Below are 22,072 nucleotides of genomic sequence, written 5' to 3'. Positions count from 1 at the left end.
GCACACGTGCATGTGCTCGGCCTGCCGCGCGCCTGCGCGAAATGCCGGATGAACCGGTCGTCGTCCGCGACGACGACCACGACGGCCGGCTCGCTCATGCCCATCCGCACGCAACCAGCACCATGTCGATCAGCTTGATGAACGGGAACGGCAGCAGCACGCCGCCGAGGCCGTAGACCAGCAGGTTGCGGCGCAGGAGCGGCGCGGCGCCGAGCGGCCGGTAGCGCACACCCTTCAGCGCGAGCGGGATCAGCGCGACGATGATCAGCGCATTGAAGATCACCGCCGACAGGATCGCCGACGCCGGCGACGCCAGATGCATCACGTCGAGCACGCGCAGCTGCGGATAGGTCGTCGCGAACGCGGCCGGGATGATCGCGAAATACTTCGCGATGTCATTCGCGATCGAGAACGTCGTCAGCGAGCCGCGCGTCATCAGCATCTGCTTGCCGATCTCGACGATCTCGATCAGTTTCGTCGGGTTCGAATCGAGGTCGACCATGTTGCCGGCTTCCTTCGCCGCCTGCGTGCCGCTGTTCATCGCGACCGCGACGTCCGCCTGCGCGAGCGCCGGCGCGTCGTTGGTGCCGTCGCCCGTCATCGCGACCAGGCGGCCCGCCGCCTGGTGCTCGCGAATCGTCGTCAGCTTGGCCTCCGGCGTCGCTTCCGCGAGGAAGTCGTCGACGCCGGCCTCCGCCGCGATCGCCGCCGCGGTCAGCCGGTTGTCGCCCGTCACCATCACGGTCTTGATGCCCATCTTGCGCAACTCCGCGAAGCGCTCCCTGATGCCGCCCTTCACGATGTCCTTCAGCTCGATCACGCCGAGCACGCGCGCCGCGCCGTTGCGCAGCTCCGCGACCACGAGGGGCGTGCTGCCGCGCCGCGCGACGTCGGTCACGAGCCTATCCACTTCATGCGCGACGCGCCCGCCGTGGGTCTCCACGTAATGCCTGACCGCGTCGGCCGCGCCCTTGCGGATCTCGCGGCCCGGGAGGTCGACGCCGCTCATCCGCGTCTGCGCGCTGAACGACAGGAACACCGCATGGAGCGCCTGCATGTCGCGCTCGCGCAGGTTGAAGCGCTGCTTCGCCAGCACGACGATGCTGCGGCCTTCCGGCGTCTCGTCGGCGAGCGACGACAGCTGGGCGGCATCCGCGAGCGCTTCCTCCGTCACGCCCGGTCCGGGCAGGAACGCCGACGCCTGGCGGTTGCCGAGCGTGATCGTGCCGGTCTTGTCGAGCAGCAGCACGTCGACGTCGCCGGCCGCTTCCACCGCGCGGCCCGACGTCGCGATCACGTTCGCCTGCATCATCCGGCTCATGCCCGCCACGCCGATCGCGGACAGCAGGCCGCCGATCGTCGTCGGGATCAGGCACACGAGCAGCGCGACCAGCGCAGTGATCGTCACGACGTGCCCCGCCTTCAGCGCCTCCACCGAGAACATCGAGAACGGCAGCAGCGTCGCGGTCGCAAGCAGCATCACGATCGTCAGCGCGACCAGCAGGATCGTCAGCGCGATCTCGTTCGGCGTCTTCTGGCGCTTCGCGCCTTCGACCATCGCGATCATCCGGTCGAGGAACGCCTCGCCCGGGTTCGCGGTGACCTCGACGACGATCCAGTCGGACAGCACGCGCGTGCCGCCCGTCACCGACGAGAAGTCGCCGCCCGACTCGCGGATCACCGGCGCCGATTCGCCGGTGATCGCCGATTCGTCGACCGACGCGACGCCTTCGATCACCTCGCCGTCGGCCGGAATCGTGTCGCCGGTCTCGACGAGCACGAAATCGCCGCGACGCAGGTCGCTGGAACCCATCACCTCGACGGCGGCCGTCGCGCGCGGCGCCGCGAGCTTCTTCGCGACGACGTTGTGCTTGACGCTGCGCAGCGACGCGGCCTGCGCCTTCGAGCGGCCTTCGGCGAGCGCTTCCGCGAAGTTCGCGAACAGCACCGTGAACCACAGCCACAGCGCGATCGCGACGATGAAGCCGGCCGGCGCCTCGGCCTGGCCGAACAGCGCGGCGAACCCGAGGATCGTCGTCAGGATGCTGCCGGCGTACACGCAGAACATCACCGGGTTGCGGAACTGCGTGCGCGGCGTGAGCTTGCGGAACGCATCGGCGAGTGCGGGCCGCACGATCGCGGGATCGAGCATCGAGCGCGCGGCGGTGCGCGCCTGGCCGAGATTGTCGGGACGATGACCGGTCGTTGGAGCAAGGGACATGGCGATCTCCTCGTGCCGCGACAAAGCGCGCGGCATCCGATTCCACATCAACCATCCTAGACAGGCCCGCGTGAAAATCGCGGTAAAGGCGTCACCCGAAACGTAAAGATCGCGTAAATGCGGATGCTGGCGGACGCGCGCCGGCGCTCACTTCAACGCGATGCGCCCATGCAGCCGCGCGCGCCACGGCGACGAACGCCAGCTGGCCGCACCCGCGGCGCGGCGCGCCGCCATCCGCGCGCACGGGCGGGCCCGCATGCCGTCCCGGGCCATCGCGGCGACGCGCGACGACGGCACGTGGGCGATGCGCCGCACGGCCGCCACGCGCACCGCCATCCGCGACGCGGGCGACACCCGCCGCGCCAGCATCGAGATCGGCCGCTTGCACAGAATCGCGCTGTCGTAGCGCTTGCCGGCGAACCGCACGACGTCGACGATCTCGAACCCCTGCGAGCGATAGAACGCGACCAGGTGCGACGCCGGCTGCGGCGTGTCGAGCGCAAGCAGCGTATAGCCGCGCGTCGCGGCCCATTGCTCGGCGAACGACAGCAGCATCGCGCCGACGCCGCGGCCCTGCCAGCCGGGATCGACCGCGACCTGCCGCACGCTCGCGACAGTGTCGTGGCGATACAGCGAGCAGGCCGACGCCGGATCGGTCGCATACAGCGTCATCGTGCCGATCACGCGGCCGCCGCTGACCGCGACGAAGCACTCGCCCGCCTCCGCGCGCCGCCGCGTGACGTCGTCGGTCTGGTCGACGCAGGTGCAGTTCAATCCCATTGCGCCGAGTCGCGCGAATGCACGGTGCAGCAAGTCGGTGAGCGGCGCATAGCCGTCGAACGCAGGATCGAAACGCCGCACGACGACGCGCTCGGCGCGTGGCGCCGGCAGCGTGACGTGCAGGCGTTCGATGACTTCGTCCGAGGGTGTCGACATGGCTTGGCTCCTTCGCTTCGGTTGCCCGAAGTCTATGAGCGCCGGCTTTTCCCTCGCAAGAAAAAATGTCGTAAAAGTTGCGTCGCGCGTGGTCGTCGCCTGTTCGCGTCGATCGCACGCGTTGCCGGCGCCCTCGGACCGGTATTCACAAGCCGGGCAGGCAGACGAACCAGGCCCCCACTTTGAATTATCCAGACGATTGAACACACGTTTTCACGTTTTCACTAACTTGAAAATGAATGTTCGCTCGACCATACTTCGCCCGTCCCGTTACCCAGGCTAGCCATCCCTCCCCGTGAGCAACGCCGATCTGCCCGGCGCGATCGAGCGCATTCACCACGCATCCGCGACGGCGTCCGACGCGCTGAAGCCCGTCGCGCGATGGCTGGCGTCCCATTCGCTCGACGCTGCGACGCTCACGATCGAGGAAGTCGCCGAAGCGTGTGGCGGCTCCGTCGCCAGCGTCAACCGGTTCGCGAAGCACGCCGGATATCGCGGGTTCTCGGAGCTGAAGGCGGACCTTGCCGCGGTCGTGCGGCAAGCGCTGCAACCAGTGGAAAAACTGGCGGCATCGTCGGCGCAGGAAGGGATTGGCGCCTGGCTCGCGGATCACCAGCGCAACCTTGCAGCGATGGATTCGTCGCTTCAAAGGGAGCGGCTGGCCCAGGTGGTGACGCGCATCGTCGCGAGCAACGCCGTGTATTGCCTCGGGCTTGGCTTGAGCTCCTATCTGACCGGCTTGCTTGCGGACACGTTGATGCCGTATCACCGGCGGGTCGTGTGGGCCGCCGCGGGAGGCGGCAGCGAGCAAGCCGCCCGACACATGACGCACGTCGGCGCCGGCGACACGCTGATCGCGATCTCGCTGCCCCGCTATTCGCGCGACACGGTCGAGCTTGCGCGCTTTGCTCGCGAACGCGGCGCTTTCGTCGTCGCCCTGACCGACAACCCGACCGCGCCGCTCGCCGCCGCGGCCGACGCCGTCCTGCTGGCGCCAGCCGAGCATCGCGTGCTGTCGTCGAGTTCGGTGGCCATGGTGGCGCTCGTCGAAACGCTGGCATCGGAAGTGCTGAAAGCGACACCGCAGACGCCAGCCGTCGCGGCCGCGTTGTCGCAAACCGTGTTGCCGTATCTCGCCTTCGACACCGCGGCTTCGACGCCGGCGAAAGCCAAAACCAGCAGGACTCGCGACAACCAGACCCAAGACGCCGGCCGCACGCGCGGCGCAGCCGCTCAGGGCGCACCTCGCAAGACACGCAACCCGTCGTGACCTTGCGAGCGGCGCCGTCGTTCCTTTCAGCAGTTCGAATAATCGAGGAGATTCAACATGACCATTACCTCCGATCGCGCCGCGATCCGGCCGCTCGAGGATACGGCGGGGCTCGCGGGACATCCGCGCGGTCTCACCACGCTGTTCTTTACCGAGATGTGGGAGCGGTTCAGCTTCTACGGGATGAGAGCCATTCTCGTGCTGTACATGGTCGCCGCTCCGAATCTCGGCGGGCTCGGCTACGACACGCCCCACGCGACGGCGATCTACGGCACGTATTCGATGGCCGCATTCCTGCTGTCGCTGCCGGGCGGCATCATCGCCGACCAGTGGCTCGGCACGCGTCGCTCGGTATTGATCGGCGGCATCGTTATCGCGGCCGGCCACTTCACCATGGCCATTCCCGCGGTCCCGACGTTCTTCGCGGGGCTCGTGCTCGTCGCATGCGGCACAGGCCTGCTCAAGCCGAACGTGAGCGCGCTCGTGGGCGGCCTCTACTCGCAAGACGACACCCGCCGCGACAGCGGGTTCTCGCTTTTCTACATGGGCATCAACATCGGCGCATTCCTCGCGCCGCTCGTCTGCGGCTTTCTCGCGGAAGCCGAGCCTTTCAAGAACGTGCTGCGCTCGGTCGGCATCGATCCGGTCAATAGCTGGCACTTCGGTTTTGCAGCGGCGGGCGTCGGCATGCTGATCGGGCTCGCCGTCTTCTGGATGCAACGCGGCCGCCTCGAGCACGTCGGCGATCGGCGCGCGGCGAAGCCCGCGCCGTCGACGCAGAAACGGCAAGGCGGTGCGCGGCAGACGGCGGTCTACGTCGCGCTCGGCGTGTTCACCGTCGTCGGCACGGGGCTCGCGGGAAGCAACTGGCAGAACGTGCTTCCGTTCCTGCTGGCGTTCGATGCGCTCGTGCTCGTCATCATGATGGGCATCCGCGAACAACTGACCGGCGCCGAGTGGAAGCGCCTCGCCGTGATGGGCATTTATTTCGTCGTGACGATTGCGTTCTGGTCCGCTTATGAGCAGAAGGGCTCGAGCCTGAGCCTCTTCGCGAAGGAAATGGTGCAGCGGAACATCGGCAGCTTCGTCGTGCCCGCCGCCTGGTTCCAGTCGCTGACCGCGCTGTACGTGATCCTGCTCGCGCCGGTGTTCGCGGCGCTCTGGATACGGCTCGGCCGCCGTCAACCGTCGAGCCTCGCGAAGCTCGCGATCGCGCCGCTGCTGATCGGCTTCGGCTATGCCGCGTTCGCGATCCTGTGCTCGTCACTTCAGGTCGGCGTGAAGATCAATCCGCTCTGGCTTGCCGGCCTGTTCCTGTTCGAAGTGTTCGGCGAGCTGTGCCTGAGCCCGGTCGGCCTGAACCTCGTCACGAAGCTCGCGCCCGTCAAGCTGGTCGGTTTGATGATGGGGCTCTGGTTCTTCGGCAGTTCGTTCGGCTACAAGCTTGCTGGCTACTTCGCGGGCTTTTACGTGCCCGAACCGGAGCGGCTGACGGTGCTCTACGGCGGCATCGCCGCAGGGCTCTTCGCCGTCGCGGCCCTGCTGTTCCTGATGATGCCGATGATGAGAAAGCTCGTCGGGGACGAATCCGCGAAGGCCGCGACGCACACGCATTGACGTTCGAATCGAATACCGCAGGAAACGTGAAATGGAGAAATACATCCTCGCAGTCCACGGCGGCGCCGGGACACTGCAGCGCGGCGTCATGACGCCGGAACAGGAAGCCGCTCATCGCGCCGCGCTCGAAGCAGCGCTCGTGGCGGGCCATCTGGTTCTGAAAGCCGGCGGGTCGAGCGTCGACGCCGTCGTCGCCGCCGTCGTCGCATTGGAGAATTGCCCGCTGTTCAACGCGGGGCGCGGCTCGGTGTTCACGCATGCCGGCACCCACGAAATGGATGCGGCCGTCATGGAAGGACACACCGGGCACGCAGGCGCGGTGGCCGGCGTGTCTCGCATCAGGAATCCCGTCGAAGCGGCACGGCGCGTGATGGGGCGATCCACGCACGTGCTGCTGTCGGGTGCGGGGGCCGAGCAATTCGCCATCGACGAAGGCCTTGCGTTGGAGCCCCTCGAGTACTTCTACACCGATTTCCGCTGGCAGCAGCTGGTTGCCGTGCGCGACACCGGACGCGCATTGCTCGATCACGACGGTGCGGCGCTGCTTCGCCAACAGGCGCCTTCCGATTCGAGCCGGCTCATCAACGGCGAGCACAAGTTCGGCACGGTCGGCGCCGTCGCGCTCGATGCGAACGGTCATCTCGCCGCCGCGACCTCCACGGGCGGCTTGACGAACAAGCGCCACGGACGCATCGGCGATTCGCCGCTCATCGGATGCGGCACCTTTGCCGACACACGCGTGGCCGTGTCCGCGACGGGAACGGGAGAAGCATTCATCCGCGCTGTCGCGGCCCATGACGTCGCCGCACGGATGAAGTACGGTCATGCGATGGTCGACGAGGCCGCGCGCACGGTCGTCAACGAGGTGATTCCGAGCCAGGGCGGCAGCGGAGGACTCATCGCCGTCGATGCCGACGGGCGCGTGTCGATGCCGTTCAACACCGAAGGCATGTATCGCGGCGTCATTCAGGCGGACGGCAAGCGGTATGTCGACATCTATCGGTAGATGGCGACGTTGCGCGTCAATCGAGCGGCGGGCTCATGCATGCCGCGACGACGGATGCTGCTTCGTCGAAATCCGCGCGGCGTTGTTCCCCGGCAATCCGCGATGAAAAAAAGCCCCGCCTGCATCCGTGCCGGCGGGGCCAACCCATGTCAGTAGAGACATCATGGAGGAGACGGAGCCATCATATCGACGGCCCGCCGCGCACCCAACCAAGCATTTCTGCTATCGATCTGCGCCGCCGCGCTCACGATTCACCGGCCCGCGCGGCATATCGATAGAACGAAAAGTCGTTTTCAGACTGGCGGCAGGGTCGTTACCATGCTGTTTTTAAGCCCGCATTTAAGGCTGTGCCGAGCAGCCGGGCAACCGATCCCCGAGGAGCGCCCCTTGACTGCATTCGATCAACACCGCCGGCCGTTCGTCGTCGGCATCGGCGGCACCACCCGCGCGGCCTCGTCCACCGAACGCGCGCTCGCGTTCGCGCTGCGCGGCGCGCAGGCGGCCGGCGCCCGCACCCGCCTGTTCGACGGTCCGTTCCTGCACACGCTGCCGCACTACGCGCCCGAACACCACGCGCTGACCGACGCGCAGCGCGAGCTGATCGACACGGTGCGCGAAGCCGACGCGATCATCATCGCGACGCCCGGCTATCACGGCGGCGTGTCCGGCCTCGTCAAGAACGCGCTCGACACGCTCGAGGAACTGCGCGCCGACCAACGGCCCTATCTCGACGGCCGCGCGGTCGGCCTGATCGTCACCGCGTATGGCTGGCAGGCCGCCGGCACCGTGCTGACGTCGCTGCGCTCGATCGTCCATGCGCTGCGCGGCTGGCCGACGCCGTTCGGCGCAACCGTGAACACGCTCGAAACGCGCTTCGAGAGCGCCGACAGCTGCTCGGATCCGAAAGTCGTCGCGCAGCTCGAGACGGTCGGCACGCAGGCCGCCGAATTCGCCCTCGCGTTCGCGTCGCATCGCGCGGCGTCGCATGCGGCATCGGGCGACGCGCTCGCGCCGGTGCTGAAGATCGCCAACCAGTAACCCGCCGCTTTCCCCGTTCCGCCGCCCGCGCCGGGCGCCTCGCCCGCGCGCGGGCGGCGCGCATCCGGCGCCGCCGGCCGCAGTACGCCCGGCTGTCCACCGTCAATAACGTTTCAGCCCGCCGCGTGATTTGCATTGGCCGAAAGATTGGTTCACGCCGGTCGCGGGTTTTCGTACGCTGAAAGCCCGAACCCTCTTCGAGCGCGCCATGATCCGCACGATCCGCTACAAGGGCTACGAAGTCGCACCCGCCGCCGCGCGGCTGCCGAACGGCCTGTTCGCCGCCAACCTGACGATCGAAAAAGCGAGCGGCGGCCCAACGCGCGCCGTCACGTTCGACGCAATCGATTTTTTCTTCGAGGAAGAACACGCGCTCGCCTACGCGTCCCGCTGGGGCCGCCTGTGGGTGGACGCGCACGCTTGACCTGCTTGATCTGAGTCACGCAGCCGTGCGCATGGCCGCACGAAAATACGCGAAAACGGAAGCAGTGGGAGAATCTTTCACACCGTAATCGCGATAACAAAAGCCATGACTGACACGCTGCGGAAAGAGCAGGCAGCAGATCACGCAATGCGCAACTGGACCTTCGAGAGGCAGGGTTCGGTAAAGACCGGTTCCGATGCGCACAAGCAGATGTTTTGCCGCATGCTGCTCGACACACACAACCCGTACAAGCCGGCCGTGATCGACTGGCCGCCGCTCAAGCCCGAGGAGCTCGAGCGGCTCACGTCGCTGCCGATCTGGGACATCGCCGTGCAGACGGAAGGCCACGCGTCAATTCGCGTCGCGACGTTCGCGTCGACCATCCGCGACCCGCTGCTGAAGCAGGCGCTCGACATGGACGGCGGCGAGGAAGCGCGCCACAAGGTCGTGCTGTCGAAGCTGGTCGACGCGTATGGCATCAGGCTTGCCCCCGAGCCGGCCTACCCCGCGCCCACGGACGCCGAATGGGCGTGGATGGTGACGGGCTTCAGCGAATGCATCGACAGCTTCTTCGCGTTCGGCCTGTTCCGCTCCGCGCAGCGTTCCGGCTATTTCCCCGAGGCGCTCGTCGAGACCTTCGAGCCGGTGATCCAGGAGGAAGGCCGGCACATCCTGTTCTTCGTGAACTGGTACGCCTGGTACTGGCGCAACATGGCGTGGTGGCGCCGGCCCGCGCTCTTCGCGAAAGTCGCCGCCGTGTGGGCGTTCCTGATCTGGGAACGGATCGGCATCGCGCGCGGGATCGACGCTGACGGCGTCGTGCACGACGCGAACTTTTCGGCGACCGGCCACGCGGCGGTCGGCGACGCGCTCGATCCGCGCGAGCTGATCGAACTTTGCCTCGCCGAGAACGACCGGCGGATGACCGGCTACGACAAACGCCTGCTGCGGCCGATGTTCGTCCCGCGGATGGCGCGCGTCGCGCTGCGGTTCATCAGGAAGTAAATTCCCCGCCCGACGCCGCCGCCTGCGGCGTCTCGCGACGACCTGACATCGGGCCCGGTCGTCACATCCCGCCTCGTCGCCTGCCGGCTGGCCCTGCGTCCCCAGTGACGTCGGTCTGCCGGATGCTGCCGGTCCCCAGGTCGGCGCACGGATCAGAATTGCAATTTCATCCTGATTCTCGACGATTATTTCAAAAACCAATTGCCGCGGAATTTGTTGACGTTCGATGGCGCGGCACGCTGTTCATGGTCCGTTGCGCCCCGCACGTCGCGGCGGGAGGCGGCCGGAGCAAGCGTCGTCACTGGCCGCTCGACGGCCGTCACGATGCGCAAATCAGCACATAAAATTACGCCGCCATTCCAATCAAATCCCAAACATATCGATACGAATAATCAAAACACAAATAAACAAAGTGTCTCAACTTAATACATAAACCACTCACCCAACCTCGTCGCAAGATTATCCACATTTAAACATTACATACACGAAAGACAGCCGACATCCGCAAACGTTTGCCATTTCATTTGTCTTACAATTACACTGCCAAGCGGGCTACAGAACCCATCAACAACACGCAAACCCCTTGATAGACGGTCGATTCGAGCCATCCACCCAACGCCACACAATTCTTTCACTTGCAATTCATCGTACTTAATAAACCATTAAAACCGAAGGCGAGATATGAATCGACATTAACAAAATTTCAACTTTCCAGCAGCCCAATTTGTCACTGTTTATCAATCTCAAAAACATCACTCACATAAACTCCGCGCATCAATTTGAGACTCTCACGAGCGCACGGCGTATTTGTCTTACATAAAGACCCGGTGTGTCGCGTGATTTTTTTGAGGCAGCCTGACATGAACCGCGCATACCGCTCGATCTGGAACGAATCTCTCGGCACCTGGGTCGCCGTATCGGAATTGGCATCGGCACGAGGCAAGAGCAAGCGCTCGGCTTCGGTCAGGCTGCTTGTCAGCCTGTTGCTCCTGGCAGGCGTTCCGCTGGCGAACGCCGCGACGTACTCGGGATCACAGATATGCAACTCGGGCGCGGGAATCGGGCCGGACGGGGTCACGAATTACGCCGCCTCAACCGGCCCCATCGACGGAAGCGGTACCTGGTCGAGCGTGGCGGGATGTAACGCCAACGGCGGCAACTTCCTTGGCGTCACGTTGTTCGGCAGCTATACGACGGCCACCGGCCAAGCCGCCACCGCGGTCGGCATGGGGGCCTATGCGACCCAGTTCGGCACGGCGGTCGGTCACCAGGCGACCGCGTCGGGCGCGTTCTCGGCTGCGTTCGGCTTCAACGCGCTGTCGTCCGGCACGTCGAGCTATGCGCTCGGGAACGGCGCGTCGGCAACGGCGGCGAACGCCGTCGCGATCGGGCACTTTACGAATGCGCGTTCGGCGTCGACCGTTTCAATCGGCGACAGCAATCAGGTGTCGGCCACCGCCGGCCTCGGGGCGACGGCAATCGGCTATCAGTCGACGGCGAGCACCGGCATCGGCGCGGTCGCGATCGGTAATCAGCAGTCGGCCAGCGGCAACGGCGCGGTCGCAATCGGCGATCCGAACATCGCGACCGGCACCGGCGCCATTGCGGTCGGCGCGAACAATACGGCGAACGGACAAGGCGCCATTGCGCTCGGCAACTCCAATACGTCGACCGGGACGGGTTCCGTTGCGCTGGGCAACACCAGCGTGGCGACCAGCAGCGCGGTGGCGATCGGCAGTTCGGCCACCGCCACGGGCACGAATGGCTCGGTTGCAATCGGCAACTCGGTGACGTCAACCGGCACCGGATCGATCGCGATCGGCAACAGCGGGAGCTTCGGTGCCAAGGCCATCGCCTCCGGCTCGGATGCATTGGCGCTCGGCAACGGCTCGACCGCGAGCGGGACGGCAGGTTCGGTCGCCCTGGGTTCGAGCAGTGTGGCCACGAATTCGTACGCGACCGCATTGGGCGCAAACTCTAACGCGTCCGGCACCGGATCCGTCGCGATTGCGCAAGGGTCCAGCGCAACGGCCACCAATGCGCTGGCGCTCGGTGTCAGCTCGACGGCAAACGTAGCGAACTCGGTTGCCCTCGGCAACGGCTCGGTGACGAGCGCCACCGCGACGACGGCAACCGGCGGCACCGGGACGGTCAGCAGCACCACGATCGGCACTCAGACGTTCGGCACCTACGCCGGCGCGAGCGCGGCGAACGGTGTGGTCAGTGTCGGCGCGCCCGGCACGGAACGCCGCATCCAGAACGTCGCCGCCGGCCTCGTCGGTGCGGCCAGCACGGATGCGATCAACGGCAGCCAGCTTTACGCGGTCGCCAGCACGACGACGTCGAGCATCGCCAGTTTGTCCACGTCAGCGTCGACGGGTATTTCGTCGGCCAACAGCTCGATTACTTCGCTGTCGACTTCCGCTTCGACCGGCATCAGCACGGCGCAAAGCGGCGTCAACTCGCTGTCCACCGGTCTGTCGACCACTAACAGCACGGTCACTTCGTTGTCGACTTCCGCTTCGACCGGTATCAGCACGGCGCAAAGCGGCGTCAACTCGCTGTCCACCGGTCTGTCGACCACTAACAGCACGGTCACTTCGTTGTCGACTTCCGCTTCGACCGGCATCAGCACGGCGCAAAGCGGCGTCAACTCGCTGTCGACCGGCCTGTCGACCACCAACAGCACGGTCACGTCGCTGTCGACCTCCGCTTCGACCGGCATCAGCACGGCGCAAAGCGGCGTCAACTCGCTGTCGACCGGTCTGTCGACCACCAACAGCACGGTCACGTCGTTGTCGACTTCCGCTTCGACGGGTATCAGCACGGCGCAAAGCGGCGTCAACTCGCTGTCCACCGGTCTGAGCTCGACCAACAGCTCCGTCACATCGCTGTCGACCTCGGCTTCGACGGGCATCTCGTCGGCCAATAGCTCGATTGCTTCGCTCTCCACGTCGACTTCGACCGGCGTCAGCTCGCTTTCAACGGGTCTGAGCACGACGAACAGCACGGTGACGTCGCTGTCGACCTCCACGTCGACCGGTATCAGCACGGCGCAAAGCGGCGTCAACTCGCTGTCTACTGGCCTGTCGACCACCAACAGCACGGTCACTTCGCTGTCGACCTCCGCGTCGACCGGCATCAGCACGGCACAAAGTGGCGTCAACTCGCTGTCGACGGGCTTGAGCTCGACCAACAGCTCCGTCGCCTCCCTGTCGACCTCGACGTCGACCGGCATCTCGTCGGCCAACAGCTCGATCGTCTCGCTCTCCACGTCGACCTCGACCGGCATCAGCTCGCTGTCCACCGGCCTGAGCTCGGTGACGACCACCACCAACAACCTCGGCAACAGCACCGCCGCGGCGCTTGGCGGCGGCGCCACCTACAACCCGGCGACCGGCACGATCTCGGCCCCGTCGTACACCACGTACAACTCGAACGGCACGACGACCACCGCCAACAGCGTGGGCTCGGCGATCAACAACATCAACAGCCAGGGCATCAAGTACTTCCACGCGAATTCCACCGCGCCGGACAGTCAGGCCCTCGGTACCAACTCGGTCGCGATCGGCCCGAACGCGGTTGCGAACAACGCCGGCGATGTCGCGCTCGGCAACGGCTCCGTCACCTCGGCAGCAAATCCGACCGCTAGCGCCACCATCGGCGGCACCAGCTATTCATTTGCCGGTGCAACCCCGACCAGCGTCGTCAGCGTCGGCGCAGCCGGCGCCGAGCGTCAGGTCACGAACGTCGCGGCAGGTCGCATCTCGGCCACCAGCACGGACGCGATCAATGGTTCGCAGCTCTATGCGACCAACACCGCGATCAACACGCTGTCGACGTCGACCTCGACGGCCGTCAGTTCGCTGTCGACCGGACTGAGCTCGAACGCGTCCACGATTTCATCGCTCTCGACGGGCGTCAGCTCGCTGTCGACGGGCTTGAGTTCGACCAACAGCTCCGTCGCTTCGCTGTCCACCTCGACTTCGACCGGCATCAGCACCGCGCAGAGCGGCGTCAACTCGCTGTCGACGGGCCTGAGTTCGACCAACAGCTCCGTCGCTTCGCTGTCCACCTCGACTTCGACGGGTATTTCGTCGGCCAATAGCTCGATCGCTTCGCTCTCCACGTCGACTTCGACTGGTATCAGCACCGCGCAAAGCGGCGTCAATTCGCTGTCGACCGGCTTGTCGACCACCAACAGCACGGTCACTTCGCTGTCGACCTCCGCGTCGACCGGCATCAGCACCGCACAAAGCGGTGTCAACTCGCTGTCGACCGGCCTGAGTTCGACCAACAGCTCCGTTGCTTCGCTGTCGACCTCCACGTCGACCGGTATCAGCTCCCTGTCGACTGGCCTAAGCACGACCAACAGCTCCGTCGCTTCGCTGTCGACTTCGACTTCGACCGGTATCAGCACCGCACAAAGCGGCGTCAATTCGCTGTCGACCGGCTTGTCGACCACCAACAGCACGGTCACTTCGCTGTCGACCTCCGCGTCGACCGGCATCAGCACCGCACAAAGTGGCGTCAACTCGCTGTCTACCGGCTTGAGCACGACCAACAGCTCCGTCGCTTCGCTGTCGACCTCCACGTCGACCGGTATCAGCACGGCACAAAGCGGTGTCAACTCGCTGTCGACGGGCCTGAGCTCGACCAACAGCTCCGTTGCATCACTGTCGACGTCCACGTCGACGGGCATTTCGTCGGCCAATAGCTCGATCGCTTCTCTCTCCACCTCGACTTCGACCGGCATCGGCTCGCTCTCGACCGGTCTGAGTTCGACCAACAGTTCTGTTGCTTCGCTGTCGACCTCCACGTCGACCGGCATCAGCACCGCGCAAAGCGGCGTCAACTCGCTGTCGACCGGCCTGAGCTCGACCAACAGCTCCGTTGCATCGCTGTCCACGTCCACGTCGACGGGCATTTCGTCGGCCAATAGCTCGATCGCTTCGCTCTCCACGTCGACTTCGACCGGCATCGGCTCGCTCTCGACCGGTCTGAGTTCGACCAACAGTTCCGTCACTTCGCTGTCGACCTCCGCGTCGACCGGCATCAGCACCGCGCAAAGCGGCGTCAACTCGCTGTCGACCGGCCTGAGCTCGACCAACAGCTCCGTTGCTTCGCTGTCCACGTCCACGTCGACCGGCATCAGCACCGCGCAAAGCGGCGTCGACTCGCTGTCGACCGGCCTGAGCTCGACCAACAGTTCCGTCACTTCGCTGTCGACGTCCACGTCGACTGGCATTTCGTCGGCCAATAGCTCGATCGCTTCTCTCTCCACGTCGAGTTCGACCGGCATCGGTTCGCTCTCGACCGGTCTGAGTTCGACCAACAGTTCCGTTGCTTCGCTGTCGACCTCCACGTCGACCGGCATCAGCACCGCGCAAAGCGGCGTCAACTCGCTGTCGACGGGCTTGAGCTCGACCAACAGCTCCGTTGCATCACTGTCCACGTCCACGTCGACGGGCATTTCGTCGGCCAATAGCTCGATCGCTTCGCTCTCCACGTCGACTTCGACCGGCATCGGCTCGCTCTCGACCGGTCTGAGTTCGACCAACAGTTCTGTTGCTTCGCTGTCGACCTCCACGTCGACCGGCATCAGCACCGCACAAAGCGGCGTCAACTCGCTGTCGACCGGCCTGAGCTCGACCAACAGCTCCGTTGCCTCGCTGTCCACGTCCACGTCGACCGGCATCAGCACCGCGCAAAGCGGCGTCGACTCGCTGTCGACCGGCCTGAGCTCGACCAACAGCACGGTCACTTCGCTGTCGACCTCCACGTCGACCGGCATCAGCACCGCACAAAGCGGTGTCAACTCGCTGTCGACCGGCCTGAGCTCGACCAACAGCACGGTCACTTCGCTGTCGACCTCCACGTCGACCGGCATCAGCACCGCACAGAGCGGCGTCAACTCGCTGTCGACGGGCCTGAGCTCGACCAACAGTTCCGTTGCTTCGCTGTCCACGTCCACGTCGACCGGCATCAGCTCACTGTCGACTGGCCTCAGCTCGACCAATAGTTCCGTCGCATCGCTCTCCACGTCGACTTCGACCGGCATCAGCTCCCTGTCCACCGGCCTGAGCTCGGTGACCACCACCACCAACAACCTCGGCAACAGCACCGCCGCGGCACTCGGCGGCGGCGCCACCTACAACCCGGCGACCGGCACGATCTCGGCCCCGTCGTACACCACGTACAACGCGAACGGCACGACGACCACCGCCAATGACGTCGGCTCGGCGATCAACAACATCAACAGCCAGGGCATCAAGTACTTCCACGCGAATTCCACCGCGCCGGACAGCCAGGCCCTCGGTACCAACTCGGTCGCGATCGGCCCGAACGCGGTTGCGAACAACGCCGGCGATGTCGCGCTCGGCAACGGCTCCGTCACCTCGGCCGCGAACCCGACTGCCAGCGCCACCATCGGCGGCACGAGCTACGCGTTCGCCGGCACGAATCCGACCAGCGTCGTCAGCGTCGGCGCTGCCGGCGCCGAGCGTCAGGTCACGAACGTCGCGGCAGGCCGCATCTCGGCCACCAGCACGGACGCGATCAACGGCTCGCAGCTCTATGCGACCAATACCGCGCTCGATTCGCTGTCGACGACGGTATCGTCTTCATCTACCGCAATCTCGTCGCTCTCGACCGGCATCGGTTCGCTGTCGACTGGCCTGAGCTCGACCAACAGTTCCGTCGCGTCTCTGTCGACTTCGACGTCGACCGGCATCTCGTCGGCCAACAGCTCGATCGCTTCGCTGTCCACGTCGACCTCGACCGGCATCAGCTCGCTGTCGACGTCCACGTCGACGGGCATTTCGTCGGCTAACAGCTCGATCGCATCGCTCTCCACGTCGACTTCGACCGGCATCAGCACCGCACAAAGCGGCGTCAATTCGCTGTCGACCGGCCTGAGCTCGACCAATAGCTCTGTCGCTTCGCTCTCGACCTCCACGTCGACCGGTATTTCCTCGGCCAACAGCTCGATCGCTTCGCTGTCCACGTCCACCTCGACCGGTATCAGCTCCCTGTCGACTGGCCTTAGCTCGACCGACAGCTCGGTCGCCTCACTGTCGACCTCCACGTCGACCGGCATCTCGACGGCAACCAGTTCGATCGCATCGCTGTCCACGTCGACTTCGACCGGCATCGGCTCCCTGTCCACCGGACTGAGCACGACCAACAGCTCCGTCGCATCGCTGTCCACGTCGACCTCGACCGGCATCAGCACTGCACAAAGCGGCGTCAACTCGCTGTCGACCGGCCTGAGCTCGACCAATAGCTCCGTTGCTTCGCTTTCGACCTCTACGTCGACCGGCATTTCGTCGGCAACCAGTTCGATCGCTTCGCTGTCCACGTCGACCTCGACCGGTATCAGCTCGCTGTCGACCGGCATCAGCACTGCACAAAGTGGGGTCAACTCGCTGTCGACCGGCCTGAGCTCGACCAACAGCTCCGTTGCTTCGCTGTCGACCTCCACGTCGACCGGCATCAGCACTGCACAAAGCGGTGTCAACTCGCTGTCGACGGGCCTGAGTTCGACCAACAGCTCCGTTGCTTCGCTGTCGACTTCGACTTCGACCGGTATCAGCACTGCACAAAGCGGCGTCAACTCGCTGTCGACGGGCCTGAGCACGACCAACAGCTCTGTCGCTTCGCTGTCGACTTCGACTTCGACCGGTATCAGCACCGCACAAAGCGGCGTCAACTCGCTGTCGACAGGCTTGAGCTCTACCAACAGTTCCGTTGCTTCGCTGTCGACCTCTACGTCGACCGGCATTTCGACGGCCACCAGTTCGATCGCTTCGCTGTCCACGTCCACCTCGACCGGTATCAGCTCGCTGTCGACTGGCCTCAGCTCGACCGATAGCTCCGTTGCCTCGCTGTCGACCTCCACGTCGACCGGCATCAGCACTGCGCAAAGCGGCGTCAATTCGCTGTCCACCGGCCTGAGCTCGACCAATAGCTCCGTCGCTTCGCTGTCCACGTCGACCTCGACCGGTATCAGCTCGCTGTCGACCGGCCTCAGCTCGACCGATAGCTCCGTTGCTTCGCTGTCGACCTCCACGTCGACCGGCATCAGCACCGCGCAAAGCGGCGTCAATTCGCTGTCCACCGGCCTGAGCTCGACCAACAGCTCTGTCGCTTCGCTGTCGACCTCTACGTCAACCGGCATCAGCACCGCGCAAAGCGGCGTCAATTCGCTGTCCACCGGCCTGAGCTCGACCAATAGCTCCGTCGCCTCGCTGTCCACGTCCACCTCGACCGGTATCAGCTCGCTGTCGACTGGCCTCAGCTCGACCGATAGCTCCGTTGCTTCGCTGTCGACCTCCACGTCGACCGGCATCAGCACCGCGCAAAGCGGCGTCAATTCGCTGTCCACCGGCCTGAGCTCGACCAACAGCTCTGTCGCTTCGCTGTCGACCTCTACGTCAACCGGCATCAGCACCGCACAAAGCGGCGTCAATTCGCTGTCCACCGGCCTGAGCTCGACCAATAGCTCCGTCGCTTCGCTGTCCACGTCGACCTCGACCGGTATCAGCTCGCTGTCGACCGGCCTCAGCTCGACCGATAGCTCCGTTGCTTCGCTGTCGACCTCTACGTCGACCGGCATCAGCACCGCACAAAGCGGCGTCAATTCGCTGTCCACCGGCCTGAGCTCGACCAATAGCTCCGTCGCTTCGCTGTCCACCTCGACCTCGACCGGCATCAGCTCGCTGTCGACCGGCCTCAGCTCGACCGATAGCTCCGTCGCCTCGCTGTCGACCTCCACGTCGACCGGCATTTCGTCGGCAACCAGCTCGATCGCGTCGCTCTCGACGTCGACCTCCACCGGCATCAGCACTGCGCAAAGCGGCGTCAACTCGCTGTCGACCGGCCTGAGCTCGACCAACAGCTCCGTTGCTTCGCTGTCCACGTCCACGTCGACCGGTATCAACTCGCTGTCCACCGGCCTGAGCACGACCAACAGCTCCGTTGCTTCGCTGTCCACGTCCACGTCGACCGGTATCAACTCGCTGTCCACCGGCCTGAGCACGACCAACAGCTCCGTCGCCTCGCTGTCGACCTCCACGTCGACCGGCATTTCGTCGGCAACCAGCTCGATCGCGTCGCTCTCCACGTCGACCTCGACCGGCATCAACTCGCTGTCGACTGGCCTGAGCTCAACCGACAGTTCCGTCGCGTCGCTGTCGACGTCCACGTCGACCGGCATCTCGACGGCAGCCAGCTCGATCGTGTCGCTGTCCACGTCGACCTCGACGGGCATCAACTCGCTGTCGACCGGCCTCAGCTCGACCGACAGCTCGGTCGCCTCGCTGTCGACCTCCACGTCGACGGGCATCTCGACGGCAACCAGCTCGATCGCATCGCTGTCCACGTCGACTTCGACCGGCATCGGCTCCCTGTCCACCGGACTGAGCTCGACCAACAGCACCGTCGCCTCGCTCTCCACGTCGACCTCGACCGGCATCGGCTCGCTGTCCACCGGACTGAGCTCGACCAACAGCACCGTCGCGTCACTGTCCACGTCGACCTCGACCGGCATCAACTCGCTGTCCACCGGACTGAGCTCGACCAACAGCACCGTCGCGTCACTGTCCACGTCGACCTCGACCGGCATCAACTCGCTGTCCACCGGCCTGAGCTCGACCAACAGCACGGTCGCGTCGCTGTCCACGTCGACCTCGACCGGCATCGGCTCGCTGTCCACCGGCCTGAGCTCGACCAACAGCACCGTCGCGTCGCTGTCCACGTCGACCTCGACCGGCATCGGCTCGCTGTCGACCGGACTGAGCTCGACCAACAGCACCGTCGCATCGCTGTCGACCTCGACCTCGACCGGCATCGGCTCCCTGTCCACCGGCCTGTCGTCGACCAACAGCAACCTCACGTCGCTGTCGACGTCGACCTCGACCGCGATCCAGGCCGCGAAGACGCACTACTACAGCGTCAACGACAACGGCACGCAGCAGGCCAACTACAACAACGACGGCGCAACCGGCGTCAACGCCATCGCGGCAGGCGTGAACGCAAGCGCCTCGGGCGCGAGCAGCGTCGCGGTCGGCGACGGCGCGAACGCATCGTCGAACGGCGCGGTCGCCATCGGCCAGAATGCGTCGGCGACGGGCGGCAAGGCCGTGTCGATCGGCGTCGCGAACACGGCGAGCGGCGACGGCGCGGTCGCGATCGGCGATCCGAACGTGGCCACCGGCACCGGCGCGGTCGCGCTCGGCGCGAACAACACGGCGACGGGCAACGGCGCGCTGGCGATCGGCAACGCCAACACGGCGACGGGCAACGGCTCGCTCGCCCTCGGCAACACGGCGACGGCCGCCGGCGCCGGGTCGCTGGCATTCGGCTCGAACGCGGTCGCGAACAACCTCAACGACGTCGCGCTCGGCACGGGCTCCGTCACGGCTGCCGCGAACCCGACGTCGAGCACGACGATCGGCGGCGTCACGTACTTCTTCGCGGGCAGCTCGCCGACGAGCGTCGTGAGCGTCGGCGCGCCGGGCGCGGAACGCCAGATCACCAACGTCGCCGCGGGCCGCGTGTCGGCCACCAGCACGGACGCGATCAACGGCAGCCAGCTCAACGCGACGAACCTGGCCGTCAACAGCCTGTCCACGGCAACCTCGACGAGCATCGGCTCGCTGTCGACCGGAATCAGCTCGCTGTCCACCGGCCTGAGCTCGACCAACAGCACGGTTGCGTCGCTGTCCACGTCGACCTCGACCAGCATCAGCTCGCTGTCGACCGGCCTGTCGTCGACCAACAGCAACCTCACGTCGCTGTCGACGTCGACCTCGACCGGCATCGGCTCGCTGTCGACGGGCCTCAGCTCGACGAACAGCACGGTGGCGTCGCTGTCGACCGGCGTGACGACCATCAACAACACGCTGAACCAGCTGTCGACGACGCTGAACAACAACACGACGCGCACGGTAAACACGAACGGCATCTCGGCCGACATGAACGGCACCGGCGCGGATCGTCCGACCGTCACCGCCGGCTCGAACTCGGTGGCGATCGGCGCGGCGTCGACCGACGGCGGTCGCTCGAACGTGGTCTCGGTCGGCAACGACACGCAGCAGCGCCAGATCGTCAACGTCGCGCCGGGTACGCAAGGCACCGATGCGGTCAACGTCAACCAGCTCAACGCGGTGTCGTCGACGATGTCGACGGCGCTGTCGGGCCAGCAGGCGCAGATCAACAACCTCGGTTCGCAACTGCAGCAAACCGACCAGATGGCGAAGCAGGGTATCGCGGCCGTCGGCGCGATGGCGTCGATCCCGCAGCTCGACCGCGACGCCAACTTCGGGATGGGTGTCGGCGCATCGACGTTCCTCGGCCAGAAGGCGATGGCGGTCAACATGCAGGCGCGGATCACCGAGAACCTGAAGGCGTCGATCAACGGCGGCTTCAGCGGCAGCCAGCGCGTGATCGGCGCCGGCATGCTGTACCAGTGGAAATAACCCGCGCCGCGCGGGCCGGGCGCAGTTGCCAGCGCCCGGCCCGCCGCCCGATCGACGCAGCGGGCTTCCGTCAACGATCGCATTCAGGACATCACCGTGAACAAACTCTCTTTCGCGCTTGCGCTCTCCGCGATAACCCTCGCCGCCTGCTCCAGCGCATCCGGCCCGACGTTCAGCGCATCCGAGCTGCAGCCGCGCGACGGCGTGCGCACGTACCAGGTCGACTGCCACGGGATCTTCTCCGGCCCGAACACCTGCATGAAGGCCGCACAACACCTCTGCGGCGACCAGCCGGTGCGCACGGTCGATGCCGCGAAAGCGCTGCGCGACAACGCCGACCCGGCCACGCTGGTGTTCCAGTGCGGCGCGCCGGAAGCCGCGACGCCGGCGCCGGCATCGTCACCCGAGGCAGCGGCGCCGGCCCCCGTCGAACAGGTGAATCTCGCGGGCGACGCGCTGTTCGCCACCGCGCTGGCGACGCTCACGCCGACCGCCCGCGCGACGCTCGACGCGCTGCTGGCCAGGCAAGGCAATGCGGCCTTTGCGCGCGTGTCGGTCACGGGCTACACGGATTCGGTCGGCGGCGACGCGTCCAATCTCGCACTGTCGCAGCGGCGCGCGCAAGCCGTCGCCGGCTATCTGAAGTCGCATGGCCTGAACGCCCGCACCGTCGCCGTGACGGGTCGCGGCAGCGCCGATCCGGTCGCCTCCAACGCGACGGCGGAAGGACGCGCGAGCAACCGGCGCGTCGAGATCTCGCTGGAACGCTGACCCCGCTGCGTCGCGCACCATCCGTGCCGACGTTTCGGCCGACGTTTCGGAATACGCACGACGGAACCCGACCCGATCGCGGCATGCCGCGCGGATCCGGCCGGCCGTCATGCCGGTTGGCAGCAGCCGGCAGCGCGTCGGCCTGCGCCGGCCCCGTCGGGGCCGCCCCGACTCCACAAACCGGCGGTTTCCGTGCCACAATCGCCGCTGGCAGCCGGCCCGGCAGCGCGCGGCGACGCGTCGAACCGGCTTCGGCCGCCCATGTCGCCATCCGCGCCGCCCGGCCCGTTTCCGCGGGCCGCGC

General features: G+C 65.9%; 10 protein-coding genes and 1 pseudogene. 9 read left to right on the top strand and 2 right to left on the bottom strand.

Annotation, left to right across the window (positions count from 1 at the left end):
* Positions 1-94: 94 nt before the first annotated feature.
* Together kdpB and ACFIMZ_RS21230 are read right to left on the bottom strand one after the other, a co-directional pair.
* Positions 95-2,152: a potassium-transporting ATPase subunit KdpB gene (gene kdpB / locus ACFIMZ_RS21235; protein WP_431825328.1), complete on the bottom strand. Its 2,058-nt coding sequence runs from the start codon at positions 2,150-2,152 to the stop codon at positions 95-97.
* Between the two features lie 216 nt (positions 2,153-2,368).
* Positions 2,369-3,157: a GNAT family N-acetyltransferase gene (locus ACFIMZ_RS21230; RefSeq protein WP_431824291.1), complete on the bottom strand. Its 789-nt coding sequence runs from the start codon at positions 3,155-3,157 to the stop codon at positions 2,369-2,371.
* A gap of 295 nt (positions 3,158-3,452) precedes the next feature.
* Between ACFIMZ_RS21230 and ACFIMZ_RS21225 the strand changes: the two genes are divergently transcribed.
* The 9 genes and pseudogenes from ACFIMZ_RS21225 (at position 3,453) to ACFIMZ_RS21185 (ending at position 21,768) form a co-directional block, all read left to right on the top strand.
* Complete coding sequence (locus ACFIMZ_RS21225) at positions 3,453-4,427, top strand: MurR/RpiR family transcriptional regulator (protein ID WP_431824290.1); 975 nt, start codon at positions 3,453-3,455, stop codon at positions 4,425-4,427.
* A gap of 57 nt (positions 4,428-4,484) precedes the next feature.
* Positions 4,485-6,044: a peptide MFS transporter gene (locus ACFIMZ_RS21220; protein ID WP_431824289.1), complete on the top strand. Its 1,560-nt coding sequence runs from the start codon at positions 4,485-4,487 to the stop codon at positions 6,042-6,044.
* A 31-nt stretch (positions 6,045-6,075) separates the two neighbouring features.
* On the top strand, positions 6,076-7,050 hold the full coding sequence (locus ACFIMZ_RS21215) for an isoaspartyl peptidase/L-asparaginase family protein (RefSeq protein ID WP_431824288.1): 975 nt from the start codon (positions 6,076-6,078) through the stop codon (positions 7,048-7,050).
* A gap of 387 nt (positions 7,051-7,437) precedes the next feature.
* Positions 7,438-8,088, top strand: coding sequence for an NADPH-dependent FMN reductase (locus ACFIMZ_RS21210; protein WP_431824287.1), 651 nt, complete (start codon positions 7,438-7,440; stop codon positions 8,086-8,088).
* A 208-nt stretch (positions 8,089-8,296) separates the two neighbouring features.
* Positions 8,297-8,512 carry a transcriptional regulator gene (locus ACFIMZ_RS21205; RefSeq protein ID WP_431824286.1) on the top strand — a complete coding sequence of 72 codons (216 nt, stop codon included), beginning with the start codon at positions 8,297-8,299 and terminating at the stop codon, positions 8,510-8,512.
* Between the two features lie 105 nt (positions 8,513-8,617).
* Positions 8,618-9,517: a ferritin-like domain-containing protein gene (locus ACFIMZ_RS21200; protein WP_431824285.1), complete on the top strand. Its 900-nt coding sequence runs from the start codon at positions 8,618-8,620 to the stop codon at positions 9,515-9,517.
* Between the two features lie 860 nt (positions 9,518-10,377).
* A pseudogene (locus ACFIMZ_RS21195) lies at positions 10,378-10,449 on the top strand (ESPR domain-containing protein); the annotation flags it as partial.
* 294 nt (positions 10,450-10,743) lie between these two features.
* The gene (locus ACFIMZ_RS21190) at positions 10,744-20,997 is read left to right on the top strand and encodes a YadA-like family protein (RefSeq protein ID WP_431825327.1); all 10,254 of its coding nucleotides are present in this window, start codon (positions 10,744-10,746) and stop codon (positions 20,995-20,997) included.
* A 96-nt stretch (positions 20,998-21,093) separates the two neighbouring features.
* Positions 21,094-21,768 carry an OmpA family protein gene (locus tag ACFIMZ_RS21185; RefSeq protein ID WP_431824284.1) on the top strand — a complete coding sequence of 225 codons (675 nt, stop codon included), beginning with the start codon at positions 21,094-21,096 and terminating at the stop codon, positions 21,766-21,768.
* Positions 21,769-22,072: the final 304 nt, after the last annotated feature.

This window comes from Burkholderia sp. F1, from assembly GCF_050813845.1.
In the GTDB taxonomy this organism is placed as follows: domain Bacteria; phylum Pseudomonadota; class Gammaproteobacteria; order Burkholderiales; family Burkholderiaceae; genus Burkholderia; species Burkholderia ubonensis.
Note: the sequence above shows the minus strand (reverse complement) of the source record. Positions and strands in the feature narration are given on the sequence as shown.

Excerpts from the sequence above, each read along its gene's own strand:
- kdpB (WP_431825328.1), bottom strand. The coding sequence starts at position 2,152 with ATGCTCGATCCCGCGATCGTGCGGCCCGCACTCGCCGATGCGTTCCGC.
- ACFIMZ_RS21230 (WP_431824291.1), bottom strand. The coding sequence starts at position 3,157 with ATGTCGACACCCTCGGACGAAGTCATCGAACGCCTGCACGTCACGCTG.
- ACFIMZ_RS21205 (WP_431824286.1), top strand. The coding sequence starts at position 8,297 with ATGATCCGCACGATCCGCTACAAGGGCTACGAAGTCGCACCCGCCGCC.
- ACFIMZ_RS21190 (WP_431825327.1), top strand. The coding sequence starts at position 10,744 with ATGGGGGCCTATGCGACCCAGTTCGGCACGGCGGTCGGTCACCAGGCG.
- ACFIMZ_RS21200 (WP_431824285.1), top strand. The coding sequence starts at position 8,618 with ATGACTGACACGCTGCGGAAAGAGCAGGCAGCAGATCACGCAATGCGC.
- ACFIMZ_RS21220 (WP_431824289.1), top strand. The coding sequence starts at position 4,485 with ATGACCATTACCTCCGATCGCGCCGCGATCCGGCCGCTCGAGGATACG.
- ACFIMZ_RS21215 (WP_431824288.1), top strand. The coding sequence starts at position 6,076 with ATGGAGAAATACATCCTCGCAGTCCACGGCGGCGCCGGGACACTGCAG.